Origin of the sequence: Methylophilus flavus (assembly GCF_042678905.1) — a bacterium.
In the GTDB taxonomy this organism is placed as follows: Bacteria; Pseudomonadota; Gammaproteobacteria; order Burkholderiales; family Methylophilaceae; genus Methylophilus; species Methylophilus flavus.
In genome coordinates, this window is record NZ_JBHTLN010000001.1 from 1,099,444 (window position 1) to 1,115,304 (window position 15,861).

The 15,861-nt window shown below is 50.5% G+C and carries 18 protein-coding genes; 11 read left to right on the forward strand and 7 right to left on the reverse strand.

Annotation, left to right across the window (positions count from 1 at the left end):
* The first annotated feature begins 164 nt into the window (after nt 1-164).
* Genes ACFQ2T_RS05345 through ACFQ2T_RS05355 form a run of 3 tightly spaced genes read left to right on the forward strand, consistent with a single transcriptional unit; the run spans nt 165 to nt 3,041 of the window.
* Nucleotides 165-842, forward strand: coding sequence for a response regulator (locus ACFQ2T_RS05345; RefSeq protein ID WP_379031516.1), 678 nt, complete (start codon nt 165-167; stop codon nt 840-842).
* A complete protein-coding gene (locus ACFQ2T_RS05350) occupies nt 839-2,284 on the forward strand; it encodes a sensor histidine kinase (protein WP_379031519.1) in 1,446 nt (481 codons plus the stop codon). The genes ACFQ2T_RS05345 and ACFQ2T_RS05350 overlap by 4 nt, the downstream gene beginning before the upstream one ends.
* A complete protein-coding gene (locus tag ACFQ2T_RS05355; protein WP_379031521.1) occupies nt 2,235-3,041 on the forward strand; it encodes a ferritin-like domain-containing protein in 807 nt (268 codons plus the stop codon). The genes ACFQ2T_RS05350 and ACFQ2T_RS05355 overlap by 50 nt, the downstream gene beginning before the upstream one ends.
* 7 nt (nt 3,042-3,048) lie before the next feature.
* Here the strand turns inward: ACFQ2T_RS05355 and infA are convergent, their stop codons facing one another.
* The 3 genes from infA to serB form a co-directional block, all read right to left on the reverse strand.
* A complete protein-coding gene (gene infA / locus ACFQ2T_RS05360; RefSeq protein WP_091469625.1) occupies nt 3,049-3,285 on the reverse strand; it encodes a translation initiation factor IF-1 in 237 nt (78 codons plus the stop codon).
* An 80-nt stretch (nt 3,286-3,365) separates the two neighbouring features.
* Nucleotides 3,366-3,572: a cold-shock protein gene (locus tag ACFQ2T_RS05365; RefSeq protein WP_379031524.1), complete on the reverse strand. Its 207-nt coding sequence runs from the start codon at nt 3,570-3,572 to the stop codon at nt 3,366-3,368.
* 313 nt (nt 3,573-3,885) lie between these two features.
* Nucleotides 3,886-4,725 (reverse strand): phosphoserine phosphatase SerB, encoded by an 840-nt coding sequence (gene serB / locus ACFQ2T_RS05370; RefSeq protein ID WP_379031527.1) that lies wholly within the window; start codon nt 4,723-4,725, stop codon nt 3,886-3,888.
* Between the two features lie 190 nt (nt 4,726-4,915).
* On the opposite strand from serB, the gene ACFQ2T_RS05375 reads away from it, so the two are divergent.
* The 8 genes from ACFQ2T_RS05375 (at nt 4,916) to ACFQ2T_RS05410 (ending at nt 11,980) form a co-directional block, all read left to right on the forward strand.
* A complete protein-coding gene (locus tag ACFQ2T_RS05375; RefSeq protein ID WP_379031530.1) occupies nt 4,916-5,686 on the forward strand; it encodes an elongation factor-1 alpha in 771 nt (256 codons plus the stop codon).
* A 122-nt stretch (nt 5,687-5,808) separates the two neighbouring features.
* Nucleotides 5,809-6,978 (forward strand): ADP-forming succinate--CoA ligase subunit beta, encoded by a 1,170-nt coding sequence (gene sucC, locus ACFQ2T_RS05380; RefSeq protein WP_379031532.1) that lies wholly within the window; start codon nt 5,809-5,811, stop codon nt 6,976-6,978.
* Nucleotides 6,979-6,980: 2 nt separating this feature from the next.
* On the forward strand, nt 6,981-7,862 hold the full coding sequence (sucD, locus tag ACFQ2T_RS05385; protein WP_379031535.1) for a succinate--CoA ligase subunit alpha: 882 nt from the start codon (nt 6,981-6,983) through the stop codon (nt 7,860-7,862).
* Between the two features lie 16 nt (nt 7,863-7,878).
* A complete protein-coding gene (locus ACFQ2T_RS05390; protein WP_379031539.1) occupies nt 7,879-8,913 on the forward strand; it encodes an ankyrin repeat domain-containing protein in 1,035 nt (344 codons plus the stop codon).
* An 11-nt stretch (nt 8,914-8,924) separates the two neighbouring features.
* Complete coding sequence (locus ACFQ2T_RS05395) at nt 8,925-10,526, forward strand: NAD+ synthase (protein ID WP_379031542.1); 1,602 nt, start codon at nt 8,925-8,927, stop codon at nt 10,524-10,526.
* Between the two features lie 86 nt (nt 10,527-10,612).
* The gene (locus ACFQ2T_RS05400; RefSeq protein WP_325242023.1) at nt 10,613-10,951 is read left to right on the forward strand and encodes a P-II family nitrogen regulator; all 339 of its coding nucleotides are present in this window, start codon (nt 10,613-10,615) and stop codon (nt 10,949-10,951) included.
* Between the two features lie 72 nt (nt 10,952-11,023).
* On the forward strand, nt 11,024-11,368 hold the full coding sequence (locus tag ACFQ2T_RS05405) for a DMT family protein (protein ID WP_379031545.1): 345 nt from the start codon (nt 11,024-11,026) through the stop codon (nt 11,366-11,368).
* A 117-nt stretch (nt 11,369-11,485) separates the two neighbouring features.
* Nucleotides 11,486-11,980: an FxDxF family PEP-CTERM protein gene (locus tag ACFQ2T_RS05410; RefSeq protein ID WP_379031548.1), complete on the forward strand. Its 495-nt coding sequence runs from the start codon at nt 11,486-11,488 to the stop codon at nt 11,978-11,980.
* Nucleotides 11,981-12,072: 92 nt separating this feature from the next.
* Here ACFQ2T_RS05410 and kdsB read toward each other — a convergent pair whose 3' ends face one another.
* Genes kdsB through msbA form a run of 4 tightly spaced genes read right to left on the reverse strand, consistent with a single transcriptional unit; the run spans nt 12,073 to nt 15,776 of the window.
* Nucleotides 12,073-12,813 (reverse strand): 3-deoxy-manno-octulosonate cytidylyltransferase, encoded by a 741-nt coding sequence (gene kdsB / locus ACFQ2T_RS05415; RefSeq protein WP_379031551.1) that lies wholly within the window; start codon nt 12,811-12,813, stop codon nt 12,073-12,075.
* Nucleotides 12,814-12,824: 11 nt separating this feature from the next.
* Nucleotides 12,825-13,007, reverse strand: coding sequence for a Trm112 family protein (locus ACFQ2T_RS05420; protein ID WP_379031554.1), 183 nt, complete (start codon nt 13,005-13,007; stop codon nt 12,825-12,827).
* A gap of 1 nt (nt 13,008) precedes the next feature.
* Nucleotides 13,009-14,022 (reverse strand): tetraacyldisaccharide 4'-kinase, encoded by a 1,014-nt coding sequence (gene lpxK / locus ACFQ2T_RS05425; RefSeq protein ID WP_379031556.1) that lies wholly within the window; start codon nt 14,020-14,022, stop codon nt 13,009-13,011.
* Nucleotides 14,022-15,776, reverse strand: a complete 1,755-nt coding sequence (gene msbA, locus ACFQ2T_RS05430; protein WP_379031558.1) for a lipid A export permease/ATP-binding protein MsbA — start codon at nt 15,774-15,776, stop codon at nt 14,022-14,024. Before msbA ends, lpxK begins: the two co-directional genes overlap by 1 nt.
* Between the last annotated feature and the right edge of the window lie 85 nt (nt 15,777-15,861).

Consider the following 15,861-nt stretch of genomic DNA (forward strand, 5'->3'; position numbering starts at 1 on the left):
TACGTTCCATTAATGCTTTATTCAACTTCAATACCGCACGGTGATTTGTATCCCGTGTCGTCACAATTGCACGATACGCCCCTCGCCTTACATTCAACTTACAAACAAAAAAAGGCAGAAAATTTGGAGTACACTGCATTCGTTTATATGGATAGGTAAAGACGATGCGCTTACTGATTGTTGAAGATGACCTGGTGATTGCAAACGGATTGGTACGTGTATTGACGCAGGCTGAATACGCGGTGGACCACGTCGCCGATGGCAAGCAGGCCATACGCGCGATTCAGGATGGCGTCTACGACCTGGTGATTCTGGACCTGGGTTTACCGACCATGGATGGCACGCAGGTGCTCTCCCACTTGCGCCAGCAATCCAACCCGGTGGCGGTGCTGATCCTGACCGCACGCGAAGATGTAGCTACCCGCGTGCAGGCGCTGGACCTGGGCGCGGATGACTTTCTGACCAAACCTTTTCATCTGGAAGAATTGGAAGCAAGGGTGCGCGCATTGATACGCCGCAGCAAACTTGGCAACAATTTACCCTTGCAGTGCGGTAATTTAAAACTGGATGTACCAAACAAACTGGCCAGTATTAACGAGCTCGCGATTACGCTATCAGCCCGCGAATTGCACCTGCTGGAAACCCTGATGATGCGCATGGGCAAGATTATTGCCAAAGAACAGATTATGGAATCACTCTGTAACTGGGATGAGTCCCTTGGTGATAATGCGATTGAAGTCTACATCCACCGCTTGCGTAAAAAGATCGAACCCAGTGGTGCGCGTATCCGTACCGTCCGCGGCCTGGGGTATATGCTGGAAGCTGAACATACGACCTTATGATGGCACCGCCGCGCTCGCTTAAAAACCAGTTACGGTTGTGGCTGTTACTGACCATGCTGGTAGTCCTGGGCATTTCAGCCGCTATCTCTTACTCACGCGCTTTGCATTATGCTACCCAGGCTTACGACCAGGCACTCTTACGTACTGTACTTGCGCTGTCTGACGAAGTCATTGTCGATGAGCATAATGAAGTCAAGATCGAGCTCCCCGAAGTCGCCAGCCACCTGCTCAGCTATAACGAGGGTGACCACATCTATATCCGCATTAGCGGGCCGGATGGCAAACTGGTGTTTGGTGAAGCCCGCCTGCCCTTGCCTTCCACGCCCATGGGGGGCAATCAGGAGTTTTATTACAACAGTGTCTATAAGGGCGAGCCTATCCGGGTGGTGACTTTTGCGTTGCCGGTCAGCACCGAGCCGAACGCGCGCAACATCCTGATCAGCATGGCAGAGACCACGGCCAAACGTGATGCCATGGTGGCCGAAATGGTCGAGGAAATGTTATTGCCGCAAGTGCTGATGATGATACTGGCAGCTATCGTGATCGAGCTGGGTATCTACTTTGCACTCAAGCCGATGCAGGATTTGAAAGACGCCTTGCATGAACGGTCTTACCGCGACCTGAGCCCGCTGGATACCAACTCGCCACCTTTGGAACTGAAACCTTTAATCCAGGCCATGAATGCATTGCTGGGGCGGGTCACTGCCGGATTACAGCAACAACAGCAATTTATTGCTGATGCCTCGCATCAGCTGCGTACCCCGATTGCCGGATTGCAGACACAGGCAGAACTGGCCCTACGCAGTGACCCGCCAGAGACGGTGAAAGAACCGCTTAACTTTATACTGCGCAGCACTACCCGCTTATCGCACCTGATCCAGCGACTATTGAGTATGGCGAGGACAGACGCAGCGACCACGCAGTTAAAATTTCAAACCGTGTCACTGACCAGCATTATTTATGAAGAGTGCGCGCGCTGGATAGGCCCCGCCACCGACAAGGGCCTTGAACTGGAGGTACTGATTGAAACACAGCAGGATCACGTCTGGGGCGATGCCCTGATGTTGTCTGAAATGCTCAATAACCTGTTGGAAAATGCCATCCTGTATACGCTGGAACAGGGCCTGATGCAGATCCGATTGTGGCAGGCAGGACGCTACCTATTCCTGCAAGTGGCGGATAGCGGCATGGGCATTCCACCCGAGCAGACCGCACGTATATTCGAACGTTTTTACCGGCTGAATCCCAACCAGGGCAATGGCTGCGGCCTGGGCCTGGCGATTGTGGCCGAAGTAGCTGAACACCATAATGCCACGATTAATGTCGGCGCCGGGCTGGAACATCCGGTGACACACGACACCGGCAGTCGATTCACGGTAAAATTCGAGTGTTATGACGCTTTGCCTGAGAACACTCGCCCTGCAAACACTGATCATCAGTGACCCGCAACTCAAATTCACACAAGTGCAATCCCTGTGGGAAAGCCATCGCGCTGGTCATTTGCAATTAAATCCATCGCTGCAATTAGTGGCTGAAGCACCTGTGCCTGGCAGGCCTTTACGCCCTGCCCTGGTCGCGCCCAAGCTGCTCAAGCGCCGCGCCATGAATACTGTCGAAGGCCGCGCCGCCCTGATTCATGCACTCGCCCATATCGAATTTAATGCCATCAACCTGGCACTGGATGCTGTGTGGCGCTTTACTGATATGCCAGCTGATTATTACAACGATTGGCTGCTGGTCGCCAAAGAAGAGGCTTATCACTTCAGCTTACTGCGGCAACATCTGCAAAGCCTGGGATTTGATTATGGTGATTTTGATGGCCATAACAGCCTGTGGGAAATGGTAGAAAAAACGCAATCCGACGTTTTGGCGCGTATGGCATTAGTCCCGAGGACTCTGGAGGCACGTGGGCTGGATGCTGCGCCGCCACTCAAAAATAAACTGGCACAGGCCGGTGACCATGCTGCTGCGGCCATTCTGGATATTATCTTGCATGATGAAATTGGCCATGTTGCGATCGGCAATCGCTGGTTCCAATTTTTATGTGGTCAGCGTGGCGTGGATTTTCTGGAAACGTTTGAATCCTTGCGCCAGCAGTATCAGGCGCCCAAACTGCGACCGCCCTTTAATATGGAAGCACGTAAACTGGCAGGTTTTACCGAAGCAGAACTCGCCTATTTAAACGCAGACACATTGTGAGAGCAGCTTAAACAGGCCGCTTTGGTGGCAGATGGCGGAAAGTGATGCGGCCCTTTTCCATATCGTATGGCGACATTTCAATGGTAATTTTATCGCCTGCCAAAATACGTATTTTATGCTTGCGCATTTTTCCGCCGGTATAAGCAATTAGCCTATGGCCATTATCCAGGGTGACACGATAACGAGCATCCGGCAATATTTCAGTCACTGCGCCCTGCATTTCAATCAATTCTTCTTTAGCCATGCGATATCCTTAAAATAAAAACAAAAAAGCCCGTACAAAACGGGCTTTAAAGCGGGTGTCAATCACCCAACCGCACGCAATTAAGCAATGACTTGAATCGCAGATGCCTGTTTACCCTTAGGGCCTGTCGTTTCTTCATAAGAAACGCGCTGATTCTCTGCAAGGCTTTTGAAACCGCTAGATTCGATCGCTGAAAAATGCGCGAATAAGTCATCGCCACCTGCATCCGGAGTAATAAAACCAAAACCTTTTGCATCGTTAAACCACTTAACTACACCTGTTGCCATTTGAATTTCCTTAAATAATGAAAGGGTTTCCCCAATTTAGGGCGAGAGTCAAGATGGCGGGATTAACGATAGAACCGAAAGATACACCAGAGAAAACAACAATGCTTGAACTTCGCGTGTGCACACTATGCACTTTTAATAAAACAATAGCAATCGTTAATTATAAATAATGCAAAAATAAATCAATGCGTTAATTCATTAAACCAGCAGCATGAGCCCTGTCCGTAGATTTAAACAGTAGAGGAAGAACTTAAGGTTACTCTTTAAGAGTGAGACAGTAGGCTGCCTGCCTAAAATTAAGGCAGCACACTCACTACAGGGTTAACAGGTTCACCACACCATCCAGCCCGACAATATTCAATGCATACCTGGCTTGCTGCTGCACTACCGGCTTGGCATGGTAAGCCACGCCAACTTCAGCCGCAGCCATCATTTTCAAGTCATTGGCACCATCACCAATGGCAATCGTTTGCTGGGCGGTTAATCCCCACTGATTTCGCAGCTTGACCAATTCATCTGCTTTGCGCTGCGCATCCACTATATCGCCCAGCACTTGGCCGGTCAGTTTGCCATCCACAATTTCAAGGGTATTGGAAACCGCATAATCCAGCCCCAGTGTTTGTTTCACATAATTGGCAAACACGGTGAAGCCGCCTGACACTACCATGGTTTTGATGCCATGTTGTTGACAGGTTGCTATCCAATGCTCGACGCCAGGATTAAAACGCAAGCGCTCAGCAATCACTTGCTGCAAGGCTGTCTCTGGCAAACCTTCAAGTAAAGCCACCCTTTTACGCAAACTGGCAGAAAAATCCAGCTCGCCCCGCATGGCGGCTTCGGTGATTTCAGCGACTTGCGGTTTGATATTCATCATATCTGCGATTTCATCTATACATTCGATTGAAATCAGGGTGGAATCCATATCCATCACACACAGGCCAAACTTTTGCAGTCTATGGGCATCTTCTACCACGGCACAATCTATCTGCTGGCTGGCGCAAAACGCTTTTACTTCAAGGTAATCGCCTTGGGCAACTGGCAAATAATATGCATGTTCAGCGATTTGCGCGAACTGTGTATAGCCGCCGACCAGGCCGTGAATATGCGTGAGATGAGCCATGCTGATGGCAGGCCCTTGAACCACTAAGCGCATGATAAAACCTACTGGAATTGAAAGGCTGGATTATACCAGTGGAAGCCGCAATGCTTGATTTGTCATGGTGAAGGAATATTTCTGTTTTAGGATTTTCTCAGGCGATGGTATGCTTGCCAAAAATTCAAACAATTAGTGTTTAATAACTTTACCATTCAGATTACTTAACTCAGATTACCTAGGGATCGTAATGAAACAAGAGTCTCAAACATTACCATGGCTAAACCTGCCTAATCTTCCATTACCGCTGAAAGCACTGTTTGTCGGGTATCTGCTGGTGATTGGCGTGGGCCTGTGTATGGCCGGTTTACAAATCATGCTCACACACGGCATGGCGGACGGTAAATTCGGTTTATCCGTCAATGACATCGTGTATAGCTATTATGGTGACCGTAGCGGCACCAAACTGGCGAGCAAGTTGAATGGTTCCATGTCTGACAAGGCACCGCTGGAAGTACGCCAGGACATTATCAAATGGGCACAGTTGGGCGCGCCGCAAGACCAATGGGAATCACATTACAAACAGGTGTTTGCCCAGCACTGTGTCATGTGCCACAGCAATATTCCCGGCATCCCGGACTTTACCAAATATGAAGAGGTGAAAGCCCGCGCTGAAGTCAACGAGGGCGCCACCATCAGTGGCCTGACCAGGGTCTCGCATATTCACTTGTTTGGCATCAGCTTCATCTTCTTTTTCATTGGCCTGATTTTCAGCTTTGCGGTCAATGTGCCGAAAACGGCCAAAGTGATTGCCATCGGCTTCCCGTTTGCGTTCTTGATCGCCGATGTGATGTCTTGGTGGCTGACCAAATGGTCACCGCATTTTGCCTGGCTAACCATTATCGGCGGCCTGGGCTATAGCCTGGCTTCTACTTATATGTGGGTGATCAGTATGTACCAGATGGTGATACTCTCACGTAATGGCAAAGTTTATGGCAATGCCTGGGCGCAAGACCTGTAAGCTCTGGCACAGATTACCTAATAAAAAAACCGCACTTAGCTGCGGTTTTTTTGTTTGCAGCCTAGCTTTGAATGGGCATTTGCGCCAAAATGACAGCTTAATCACAAAAACAGTTTATTTTCATGAATCTGCACGAATATCAGGCTAAACAACTACTGCAAAAGTATGGTTTAGTCACTCCCGCCGGTCTGGTTGTCCAATCTGAAGAAGCCGCTGCAGCCGCGACCAAAGAACTTGGTGGCGAAGCCTGGGTGGTGAAAGCGCAAGTGCATGCCGGTGGCCGTGGTAAAGCGGGTGGCGTAAAAGTCGTGAAATCGGCTCTGGAAGCTCAAACGGTGGCAGGTGGACTGCTGGGTAAACACCTTGTCACTTACCAAAATGCACCTGATGGACAGCCGGTGCACCAGGTACTGGTGGAACAAACCTTGCCGATCGCGCGTGAACTGTACCTGTCCATGCTGGTAGACCGTAGCCTGGAACGCGTGGTGATGGTCGCTTCGAGTGCTGGTGGCATGGATATTGAGGAGATTGCGGCAACGCAACCTGACCAGATTCTGCAGGAAATCTGCGACCCATTAAATGGCTTGATAGATTACCAGGCACGTAACCTGGCATTTGGCCTGGGCTTGAGTGGCGACCAGATTGCTGCGTTCACTAAACTGGCTAAGGGCCTGTACAAATTATTCAAGGATAACGACTTATCCTTACTTGAAATCAATCCACTGATCGTCACCACAGAAGGAAAACTGGTCGCGCTCGATTGCAAGATGACCGTGGATGATAATGCACTGTACCGCCAGAAACCTTTTGCGGAAATCCGCGACTGGTCACAGGACGACGCCAAGGAAGCGGAAGCGCATCATAGCGGCCTCAATTACATCGCCCTCAACGGTAATATCGGCTGCATGGTCAACGGTGCCGGACTGGCGATGGCGACTATGGACCTGATCAAGCTGCATGGCGGCATGCCGGCCAACTTTCTCGATGTAGGCGGTGGAGCGACAGCGGAAACCGTGACCAAGGCGTTCAAGATCATCCTGGCCGACCAGAATGTCAAAGCCATCCTGGTGAATATTTTTGGCGGCATCATGCGTTGCGACATTATTGCTACCGGTATTATCACGGCTGTGAAAGAAGTCGGCATGACCATCCCGGTAGTGGTACGCCTGGAAGGCACTAATGTCGAACTGGGCAAACAGATGTTGCGCGAAAGCGGCCTCAATATTATCTCGGCAGATGGCCTGACCGATGGCGCCAAACAGGCAGTCAAAGCAGTAAGCGAAGGTGTGTAGTCATGGCGATTTTAGTTAATAAAAATACCAGAGTATTGTGCCAGGGCTTTACCGGCAAACAGGGTACTTTCCACTCCGAACAGGCGTTGGCTTATGGTACCAGGATGGTAGGCGGTGTCACGCCTGGTAAAGGCGGCCAGCAGCATTTGAATCTGCCGGTGTTCAACACCATGCGCGAAGCGGTCAAGGAAACCCAGGCCAATGCCAGCGTGATTTATGTACCGCCGCCATTTGCCGCTGACTCTATCCTGGAAGCGGCAGATGCAGGTATAGAACTGATCGTCTGTATCACGGAAGGTATACCGGTACTGGATATGCTAAACGTGAAAGCCGCGTTGCTTGCGAATGGCACCAAACTAATAGGACCCAATTGCCCCGGCGTCATCACGCCGGACGAGTGCAAGATAGGCATTATGCCGGGCAGTATCCACAAACGTGGCAAAGTTGGTGTGGTTTCACGTTCAGGCACACTGACTTATGAAGCCGTTCATCAAACCTCTGCGCTGGGATTAGGTCAAACCACCTGTGTAGGCATAGGTGGCGACCCGATCAAAGGCCTGAACTTTATCGATTGCCTGGCGCTATTCCAGAATGATCCCGAAACCGAAGCGATTATTATGGTTGGCGAAATTGGCGGTAGCGATGAAGAAACTGCGGCTGACTTTATCAAACACCACGTCACCAAACCGGTCGCAGCATACATTGCCGGTTTGACTGCGCCTAAAGGCAAGCGCATGGGCCACGCCGGTGCCATTATCTCCGGCGGCTCAGGCCGTGCGGAAGACAAGATATCTGCACTGGAAGCAGCAGGCTGTGTAGTCGCTGACTCGCCTGCCGGGCTGGGTGAAGCGGTACTGGCAGCGATTCAGCGTGCTGCAAAATAAATCAACAGGAGACTGCATGAAGCGTATTCCCCGGACAAGATACTGGCCTGGCTTGCTGCTGTGCAGCGCTGCCCTGTTATTCGGACTGACGGCTGCAGAAGCCGCCAGTAAACACAAAAAGAAGGCTAACCAAGAAGCGGCGGCGACTGAAAGCACGAATGCCGAAAGCGGTTCGGATATCTCCTATCTGCTGATTGCATCTTCCAAAGGCGATATCGCAACGGTAAAAGCCTTGCTTAAAAGCGGTGCCAACCCCAACGTGACCGATTCGGAAAAAATCACTCCCCTGATGTATGCCGCCCGCAAGGACCAGGCTGAAGTCATACGTACATTATTGGACAGCGGTGCCAACATCAATGCCAAAGACCAGGGTGGCTGGACTGCCCTGATGTTTGCCGCCAAGAAAAATAACCTTAATGCCGTTAAAGCGCTGCTGGAGAAAGGCGCCGACGTTAAAATCCGCGATCCAGACGGATGGAGTGCGCTCGGTCTGGCGGCGACTTCCGGTTACAGTGAAGTGGTCGGCCTGATCATCGCCAAAGGCTTTGACCCTAATGTACGCGCCAGCGATGGCAAAACGGTGCTCATGTACGCGGCCAAAAGTGGCAATGTGCCTACCATTACAGCCATCCTCAAAAATGGCGCTGACGCCAATCTGAAAGACAAATTGGGCACCACCGCATTAATGATCGCCGCCAGGGAAGGCTTTACGCCTGCTGTGATCACTTTACTCGAACATGGTGCCAAAGTGGATGAAGAGGATGAGCACGAGTGGACAGCCTTGACCTGGGCTGTGAAAAAAGACCAGAAAGAGGTGGCCACTGCCCTGCTCGAGCGTAAAGCAGATATAGACCATCAGGATAGCGAAGGCACACCGCTGCTGCATTTGGCTGTCAGCAATAATTCTCCCGATATGGCGGATTTGCTCATCAAGCACGGCGCTGATGTCAAAACACGTGACCAGTATGGCCTGACTGCCTATGTCTATGCACTCAAGGCGCAAAACCCGGCCATGGTCGACCTCATTAAAGCCGCGGGTGGCAAATACTGAATGGCTGCTGCATGAAACTCGCCATTGCCCAAATGAACAGCATGGTCGGCGCCATGCAGAAAAATGCCGAACGCATTCTGGATTTAGCAAACCAGGCATTTGCTCAAGGTGCCCGCCTGTTATTGACCCCGGAACTCTCCCTGTGCGGATACCCCCCCGAAGATTTATTGTTCAGGCAGGACTTTTACGCGGCAAACCAGCGCGCGTTAAAATGGCTGGAACAGCAGCTTCCGGCTGACCTGGCGGTTGTGATTGGTCATCCGCATGAGATTGCGGGCAAACGTTATAACGCCGCCTCGGTGATACACTCGGGTCGCATTCAGGCGACATACCATAAACATCACCTGCCCAACTACAACGTGTTTGATGAAGAACGTTATTTTGAAGCAGGCGACTTACCGGTGGTGTTCGAATGGCAAGGCACACGTTACGGCGTCCTGATCTGTGCGGACATCTGGGAGCCCGGACCAGCTTTACAAGCCTTACAGGCAAACGCGCAAGTGCTGCTGGTCATCAACGCTTCACCCTACCATCTACACAAGCAGCTGACCCGTTACCAGGTCTTGCGTGAACGCGTCCGGGAAACCGGCCTGCCGGTTATTTATGCCAATATGATAGGCGGGCAGGATGAACTGGTGTTTGATGGCGCCTCATTCGCCATGAACAATCAGGGCGCGCTTATGCAGGAATTTCCCATGTTTGAGGATTGCCTGGGTTATATGTCACTGGCGCAGAATCAACCTGTGCCAACAGCCATCCGCGAGCACGACTCATCAGAAGCGATTGTCTATCAGGCCTTGCAGCTGGGCCTGAAAGATTACGTGAATAAAAACCGGTTTCCAAGCGTGGTATTGGGATTGTCAGGTGGCATAGACTCGGCCCTGACGCTGGCTATTGCCGTTGATGCGCTGGGCAAAGAGCGCGTGAAAGCGGTGATGATGCCCTCAGAGTTTACGGCGGATATCAGCATTCAAGATGCTGCTGACATGGCCAAATTGCTGGATGTTGAATACAGTGTATTGCCGATCAAGCCTTTGTTTAACGGTTTTTGCGACACGCTGGCTGAAGAATTTACCGGCAAGGCATTTGATACCACAGAAGAAAACCTGCAAGCGCGCATCCGTGGCATGTTACTGATGGCCATCAGTAATAAATTCGGCCACCTGGTCATCACTACTGGCAATAAATCAGAGACTGCCGTGGGCTATAGCACCTTGTACGGTGATATGGCAGGCGGATTTGCGCTGATCAAAGATGTGCCTAAAACACTGGTCTACAAGCTGGCAAACTACCGTAACAGCCTCAGCCCGGTGATTCCGGAAAGAATTATCACGCGTCCGCCGAGTGCAGAGTTACGCGCAGACCAGACCGACCAGGACAGCCTGCCCGCCTATGAAATACTCGATGCCATTATGGAAGCCTATGTTGAGAAAGACCTCGGCATAGAAACCATTATAGAAAAAGGCTTTAGCCGCGCAGATGTTGAGCGGGTGACCCGCCTGATAGACCGCAACGAATACAAACGCCGGCAGGCGGCGGTGGGCGTACGCATTACCGAACGCGGCTTTGGTAAGGACCGCCGTTACCCTATCACCTGCCACCTTTCATTTTGAAATCCTTGCATTATTTAGCCACTGCGGCATTTGAATTAAAAGCAGTGGTTGCGTAGAATGTTTTAAAAGTTAACCACGGAGCACATATGAAAAAACTTGAAGCCGTCATTAAACCATTCAAACTCGATGAAGTACGCGAGGCCTTGTCAGCGATTGGTGTCAACGGACTCACCGTGACAGAAGTCAAAGGCTTTGGTCGCCAGAAAGGCCATACCGAGCTTTATCGTGGCGCGGAATACGTGGTGGATTTTCTGCCTAAAATCAAAGTAGAAGTGGTACTCGCTGAAAACATGCTGGATAACGCGATTGAAGCGATTATCAAGGCGGCACATACCGGCAAGATTGGCGATGGCAAGATTTTTGTGACTTCCGTTGAACAAGTCATCCGTATCAGAACCGGTGAAACGGGCGAAGCGGCTATTTAAATAGCCGGACATTATCCCTAATCTGGCAGCTTTTAACTGGAGTTGCCATTTTCTACCTAACCAGGAAGATCAATGAGTTTTACCCTCCTTAAAACCATTGTGTTACTCAGCATCTCCAACCTGTTTATGCTGTTTGCCTGGTATGGCCACCTCAAAAACCTCAGCAGCAAACCCTGGATCATCGCTGCTCTAATCAGCTGGGGCATCGCCCTGATTGAATACCTGTTCCAGGTACCGGCCAACCGCATAGGCTTCACGCAGTTCAACCTGGCACAACTCAAGATCCTGCAGGAAGTGATCACGCTGGTGATCTTTGTCCCATTTGCCATTTTCTATATGCAACAGCCTCTTAAATGGGATTATTTGTGGGCGGGATTCTGCATCCTGGGCGCAGTGTATTTTATTTTCCGCACCTGACTTTCGCAGTGTGCGACACTACCTACTGACCCTAACGGGCTATATCTTTGAATAGTCCGCATCGCTATGATTGCCACATTAACAACTCCAATAAACCACGTTAATCAGGGAATACATATGATGAAAAAATTACTTGCCGCAGCTTTAATGTTAGCCAGCACCTCTGTTTTTGCAACGACAGCAACTTTCAGTGGTCATGATCCACTTGGATCCAGCGAAGCAAAAACCAGTAAAGTGACTATTTCGTACACAGCTGGTAACTTCGACCTATCAGGCGTTTTGGATCCAAGCCTGAGACTTCTGAACGAGACAAACTCTGGTCTGTACAATGGCCTGACATTAGTTAGCGATGCGGATGATACATTCACATACTCCCCTATCATCTTCCCTTTGCATGATTTTGATCTGACAAGATATACCTTCAGCTTTTCTAATCTGGCTGCTGGCACTTACACATTGAAATTTAACCTGATCTTGGGTGGCAACTACACTGGTAACTATACAATTTCACCTGTGACCATCCCAGTACCGGAACCAGAAACTTACGGCATGATGCTGGTTGGTTTAGGTTTGATGGGTACGATTGCATTGCGTCGCCAGAAAAACCGCTAACCTCTTAGCGTTAGCTGCAAATAAAAAAGCCTCAATCAATGAGGCTTTTTTATTTCTCCGGCTAATAAAAAGATGGAATCAAACTACCATCCTTATTTCCGGAAGAAAATCTCGCGTACGGCTTCTAAATCAGCTGGCGTATCCACACCACTGGCTGGCGCTTTATCAGTCACTGTCACTGCAATCTGATAACCGTGGTACAGCACACGCAGTTGCTCCAGACTCTCAATTTGCTCAAGGCTGGTAGCGGGCAAGCTGGCATATTGCTTGAGAAAACCGACCCGGTAGGCATAAATCCCGATATGGCGATGCGCATTCAGACTGTCCCGGTATGCAGCATCACGCGGATAAGGGATAGGCGCACGGCTGAAATACAGTGCTTGCCCTTTAGCATTCAACACCACTTTAACAACATTGGGATTTTCAAATGCGGCAATATCGTGAACAGGATGACAGGCAGTCGCCATGACTGCCTGGGTATCTTTACCCAGTGCCAGCGCTACTTCATTAATCAGTAAGGGGTCTATCAGCGGCTCGTCGCCCTGCACATTGACGACAATGGTCTCATCTGCCCAACCCATGGTTTGCACCACTTCAGCAATCCGGTCTGTGCCTGAAGGGTGATCCTCACGTGTCATGACTGACGCATAACCATGTTTCTCAACGACTTGTAAAATCGGCGCATGGTCTGTAGCAATCACTACTTCGTCAGCCTGGCTTTTACTGGCCTGGATCGCCACCTGAATGATCATAGGTTTACCGGCGATATCCAGCAATGGTTTGCCTGGCAAGCGGCTGCTGGCAAAACGGGCAGGAATCACAACTTTAAACATGTGCGCTTACCCTACTCGGTGTACTCGTGCTCTTCCAAACGGCGCGCTTCGTCTTCCAGCATCACCGGAATACCATCGCGCACCGGATACGCCAGGCGGGCTGATTTAGAAATCAGTTCCTGTTTTTGTTTGTCATACACCAGCGGCCCTTTGGTGACCGGACAGACCAGGATTTCCAGCAACTTGGGATTCATTTCATTTTCCTTCGCGTTGTTTTAACAGACTGATCACGCAGTCTGTTAATGTTTGCAGATGCCCGACAGGCTTCAACTCGGCAATTACCGGTAAAAACCAGGCATCACTTAAATCCAGATGCCGACATTTTACGGCATCTTTCTCTGTCATCAGTATGGTTTTACCTGACAAATCTATAAAATCAGCTTGCGTGTAAGCATGATGATCGGCAAATACTTTGGTTTCACAGGCGAGCCCCATCGCCTGGACAGACTGGAAGAACCGTTGCGGATGGCCGATACCAGCGATGGCCACCAAAGGCCGTTCTTGCAAGGATTGAATGGAGATACGGGCAGAAAAATCAGACACCGAGGTCCACTCTCCTACCTGCAAAGATTGTTTAAAAGTTGGCCGAGCTGAGTTTCTGTCAGGCAACTGACCGCTTTCAACCACCAGGTCAGCTTCATGCAAACGGCTTAAGCACTCGCGCAACGGCCCTGCTGGCAGCAAACGACCATTGCCCAAACCATGCGTGCGGTTGACCACTGCAATCTCAATAGTCCGCTGCAAAGCATAATGCTGCAAGCCATCATCACAGATCAATACATCGGTTTCAGGATGCGCCAGCAACAATGCATGACCACTCTCGGCGCGCAATGGATGCACCCATACCGGACAAGCTGTATGCTGCGCAATCAGCACCGGTTCATCGCCATATCCGGCAGGGTTACTGCCTGGAGTGACTTCACCGGTATGCTGGCCGCCATAGCCGCGACTTAAAATACCGGGCGCATAACCTGCCGCACGCAAGGCATTGGCTAGATAAATCACCAGTGGCGTTTTACCCACGCCTCCTACCGATATATTGCCCACCACAATCACCGGCACCGGTAATCTGGTGCTGGAGAAGAGTCCGCATCGATATAGCGTTCGGCGCAACGCTGCCAGGCCTGCAAACAGCCACGCTAATGGCAAAAGCATGCATTGCGCCCACCCTTTATATTGCCATTGCTGTTCGAACCATCCACGCCACATCAGTCGTCTTGAAACTCTTTGTGATACAGCTTGTTGTAATAGCCATTCAGCGCCAATAATTCTTTGTGTGAACCAGTCTCGATGATTTTGCCATGGTCCATCACTAAAATACGGTCAGCATTCTCAACAGTGCTCAACCGGTGCGCAATCACAATGGTGGTCCGGTTTTGCATCAGTCTATCCAGCGCATTTTGCACATGCAACTCAGACTCACTATCCAGCGCGGACGTTGCTTCATCCAGCAATAATATAGGCGCATTTTTCAATATCGCGCGCGCAATCGCAATGCGTTGCCGCTGCCCGCCGGACAAGCGCACACCTCTGTCACCTATTTCACTTTGCAAGCCTAGCGGCATGTGCTCGATAAACTCCCAGGCGTTTGCGGCTTTGGCAGCGGCAATCACTTCTTCTTCGCTGGCGTTGCGCAACGCACCATAGGCTATGTTATTGAAGATGGTGTCGTTAAACAAAACGATATCCTGGCTCACCAGGGAAAACTGTGCTCGCAGGCTATTCAACTGGTAATCGCGCACATCAACGCCATCAAGCGATACCGTACCCTCCTGCACTTCGTAAAAGCGCGGCAGCAGGTTGACCAATGTCGTTTTACCACTGCCGGAGCGACCGACCAGCGCTACTTTCTCACCGGCGCGCACATCAAAACTGAGCTGGTTTAAAGCACTTTTCTTCGCCTGCGGGTAACGCACGGTCACGCCCTTAAAGCTGAGCTCTCCACGCGCATGCGCAACACGGTAATCGCCACTTTCACGCTCGTTATCCAGGTCCATCAGCTCGAAAACGCTTTGCGCCGCCGCCAGCCCTACCTGTACATCTTCATTGGCAGCAGTGATATGTTTAATAGGCGCAATCAGCATCAGTAAGGCGCCAACGAAAGCAGCAAATTCACCGACGGTAAACTGACCCAACGCGTAATACACAACCAGGCCCAACGCTACTGCGGAGAGAATTTCAATCACAAAGCTATTCAAACCCGAGATTCTGGCAGTGCGTAATTCCAGCGTACGATTTTTCGCCACCACACTGGCGAACCGTTCATTCTCGAATGTTTGCGCACCAAAAATCTTGACGATACGCTGGGCTGAAATCGCTTCTTCAGCCGTTTTGGTGATTTCACCCACCGCTTCTTGTACCTTTTTAGCGTTAGCACGCAGCTTTGGCGTTGAGCGAGCCAGATACATGCCCATCAATGGCGCTACCGCAGCAAACACCAGCGTCAGCTTCCAGTCCAGGTAAAGCATGTAAGCGACCAGACCGATGACAGTCAGCACATCACGTAACACATTCAACGCCGAACGGGTCACTACGTTGGAGAGGCGCTCGATGTCATAAGTGAGTTTTGAGACTAACAATCCGTTGGAATTGGCATCGAAAAAACTTACCGGCAACATCAACAGTTTGGAAAATACCTGGTTGCGCAATATCTCCACTACCCGACGCGCGACAATACGCAAGCTGTATGATGAAAAGAACCCGGCCAGAGCGCGGACAGCCATCAGGCCAAACAGCATCAGCGGCAGTAACAGCATCTCCTGCGCGGACTCTTTCACAAACCCATCGTCAGTGATTTTTTTAATCAATGCCAGAAATGCGGTGTTACTGGTGGACAATATAGCCGTTGCCACCATGGAAACCAAAAAATGGAATTTAAATTGCCAGGCGTAAGCAATCAACCGGCGGTATAACTGGCCGGGATTAATGATTTTATTCTGCTCAGATTTCTGTCTACGGGACATGCAAACTCTCGGATACTATAAACAAATAGCCCGCCAAAGTTGACGGGCTTGTTTGCAGGCAATCACAGCAAGCTGCAACTCACAC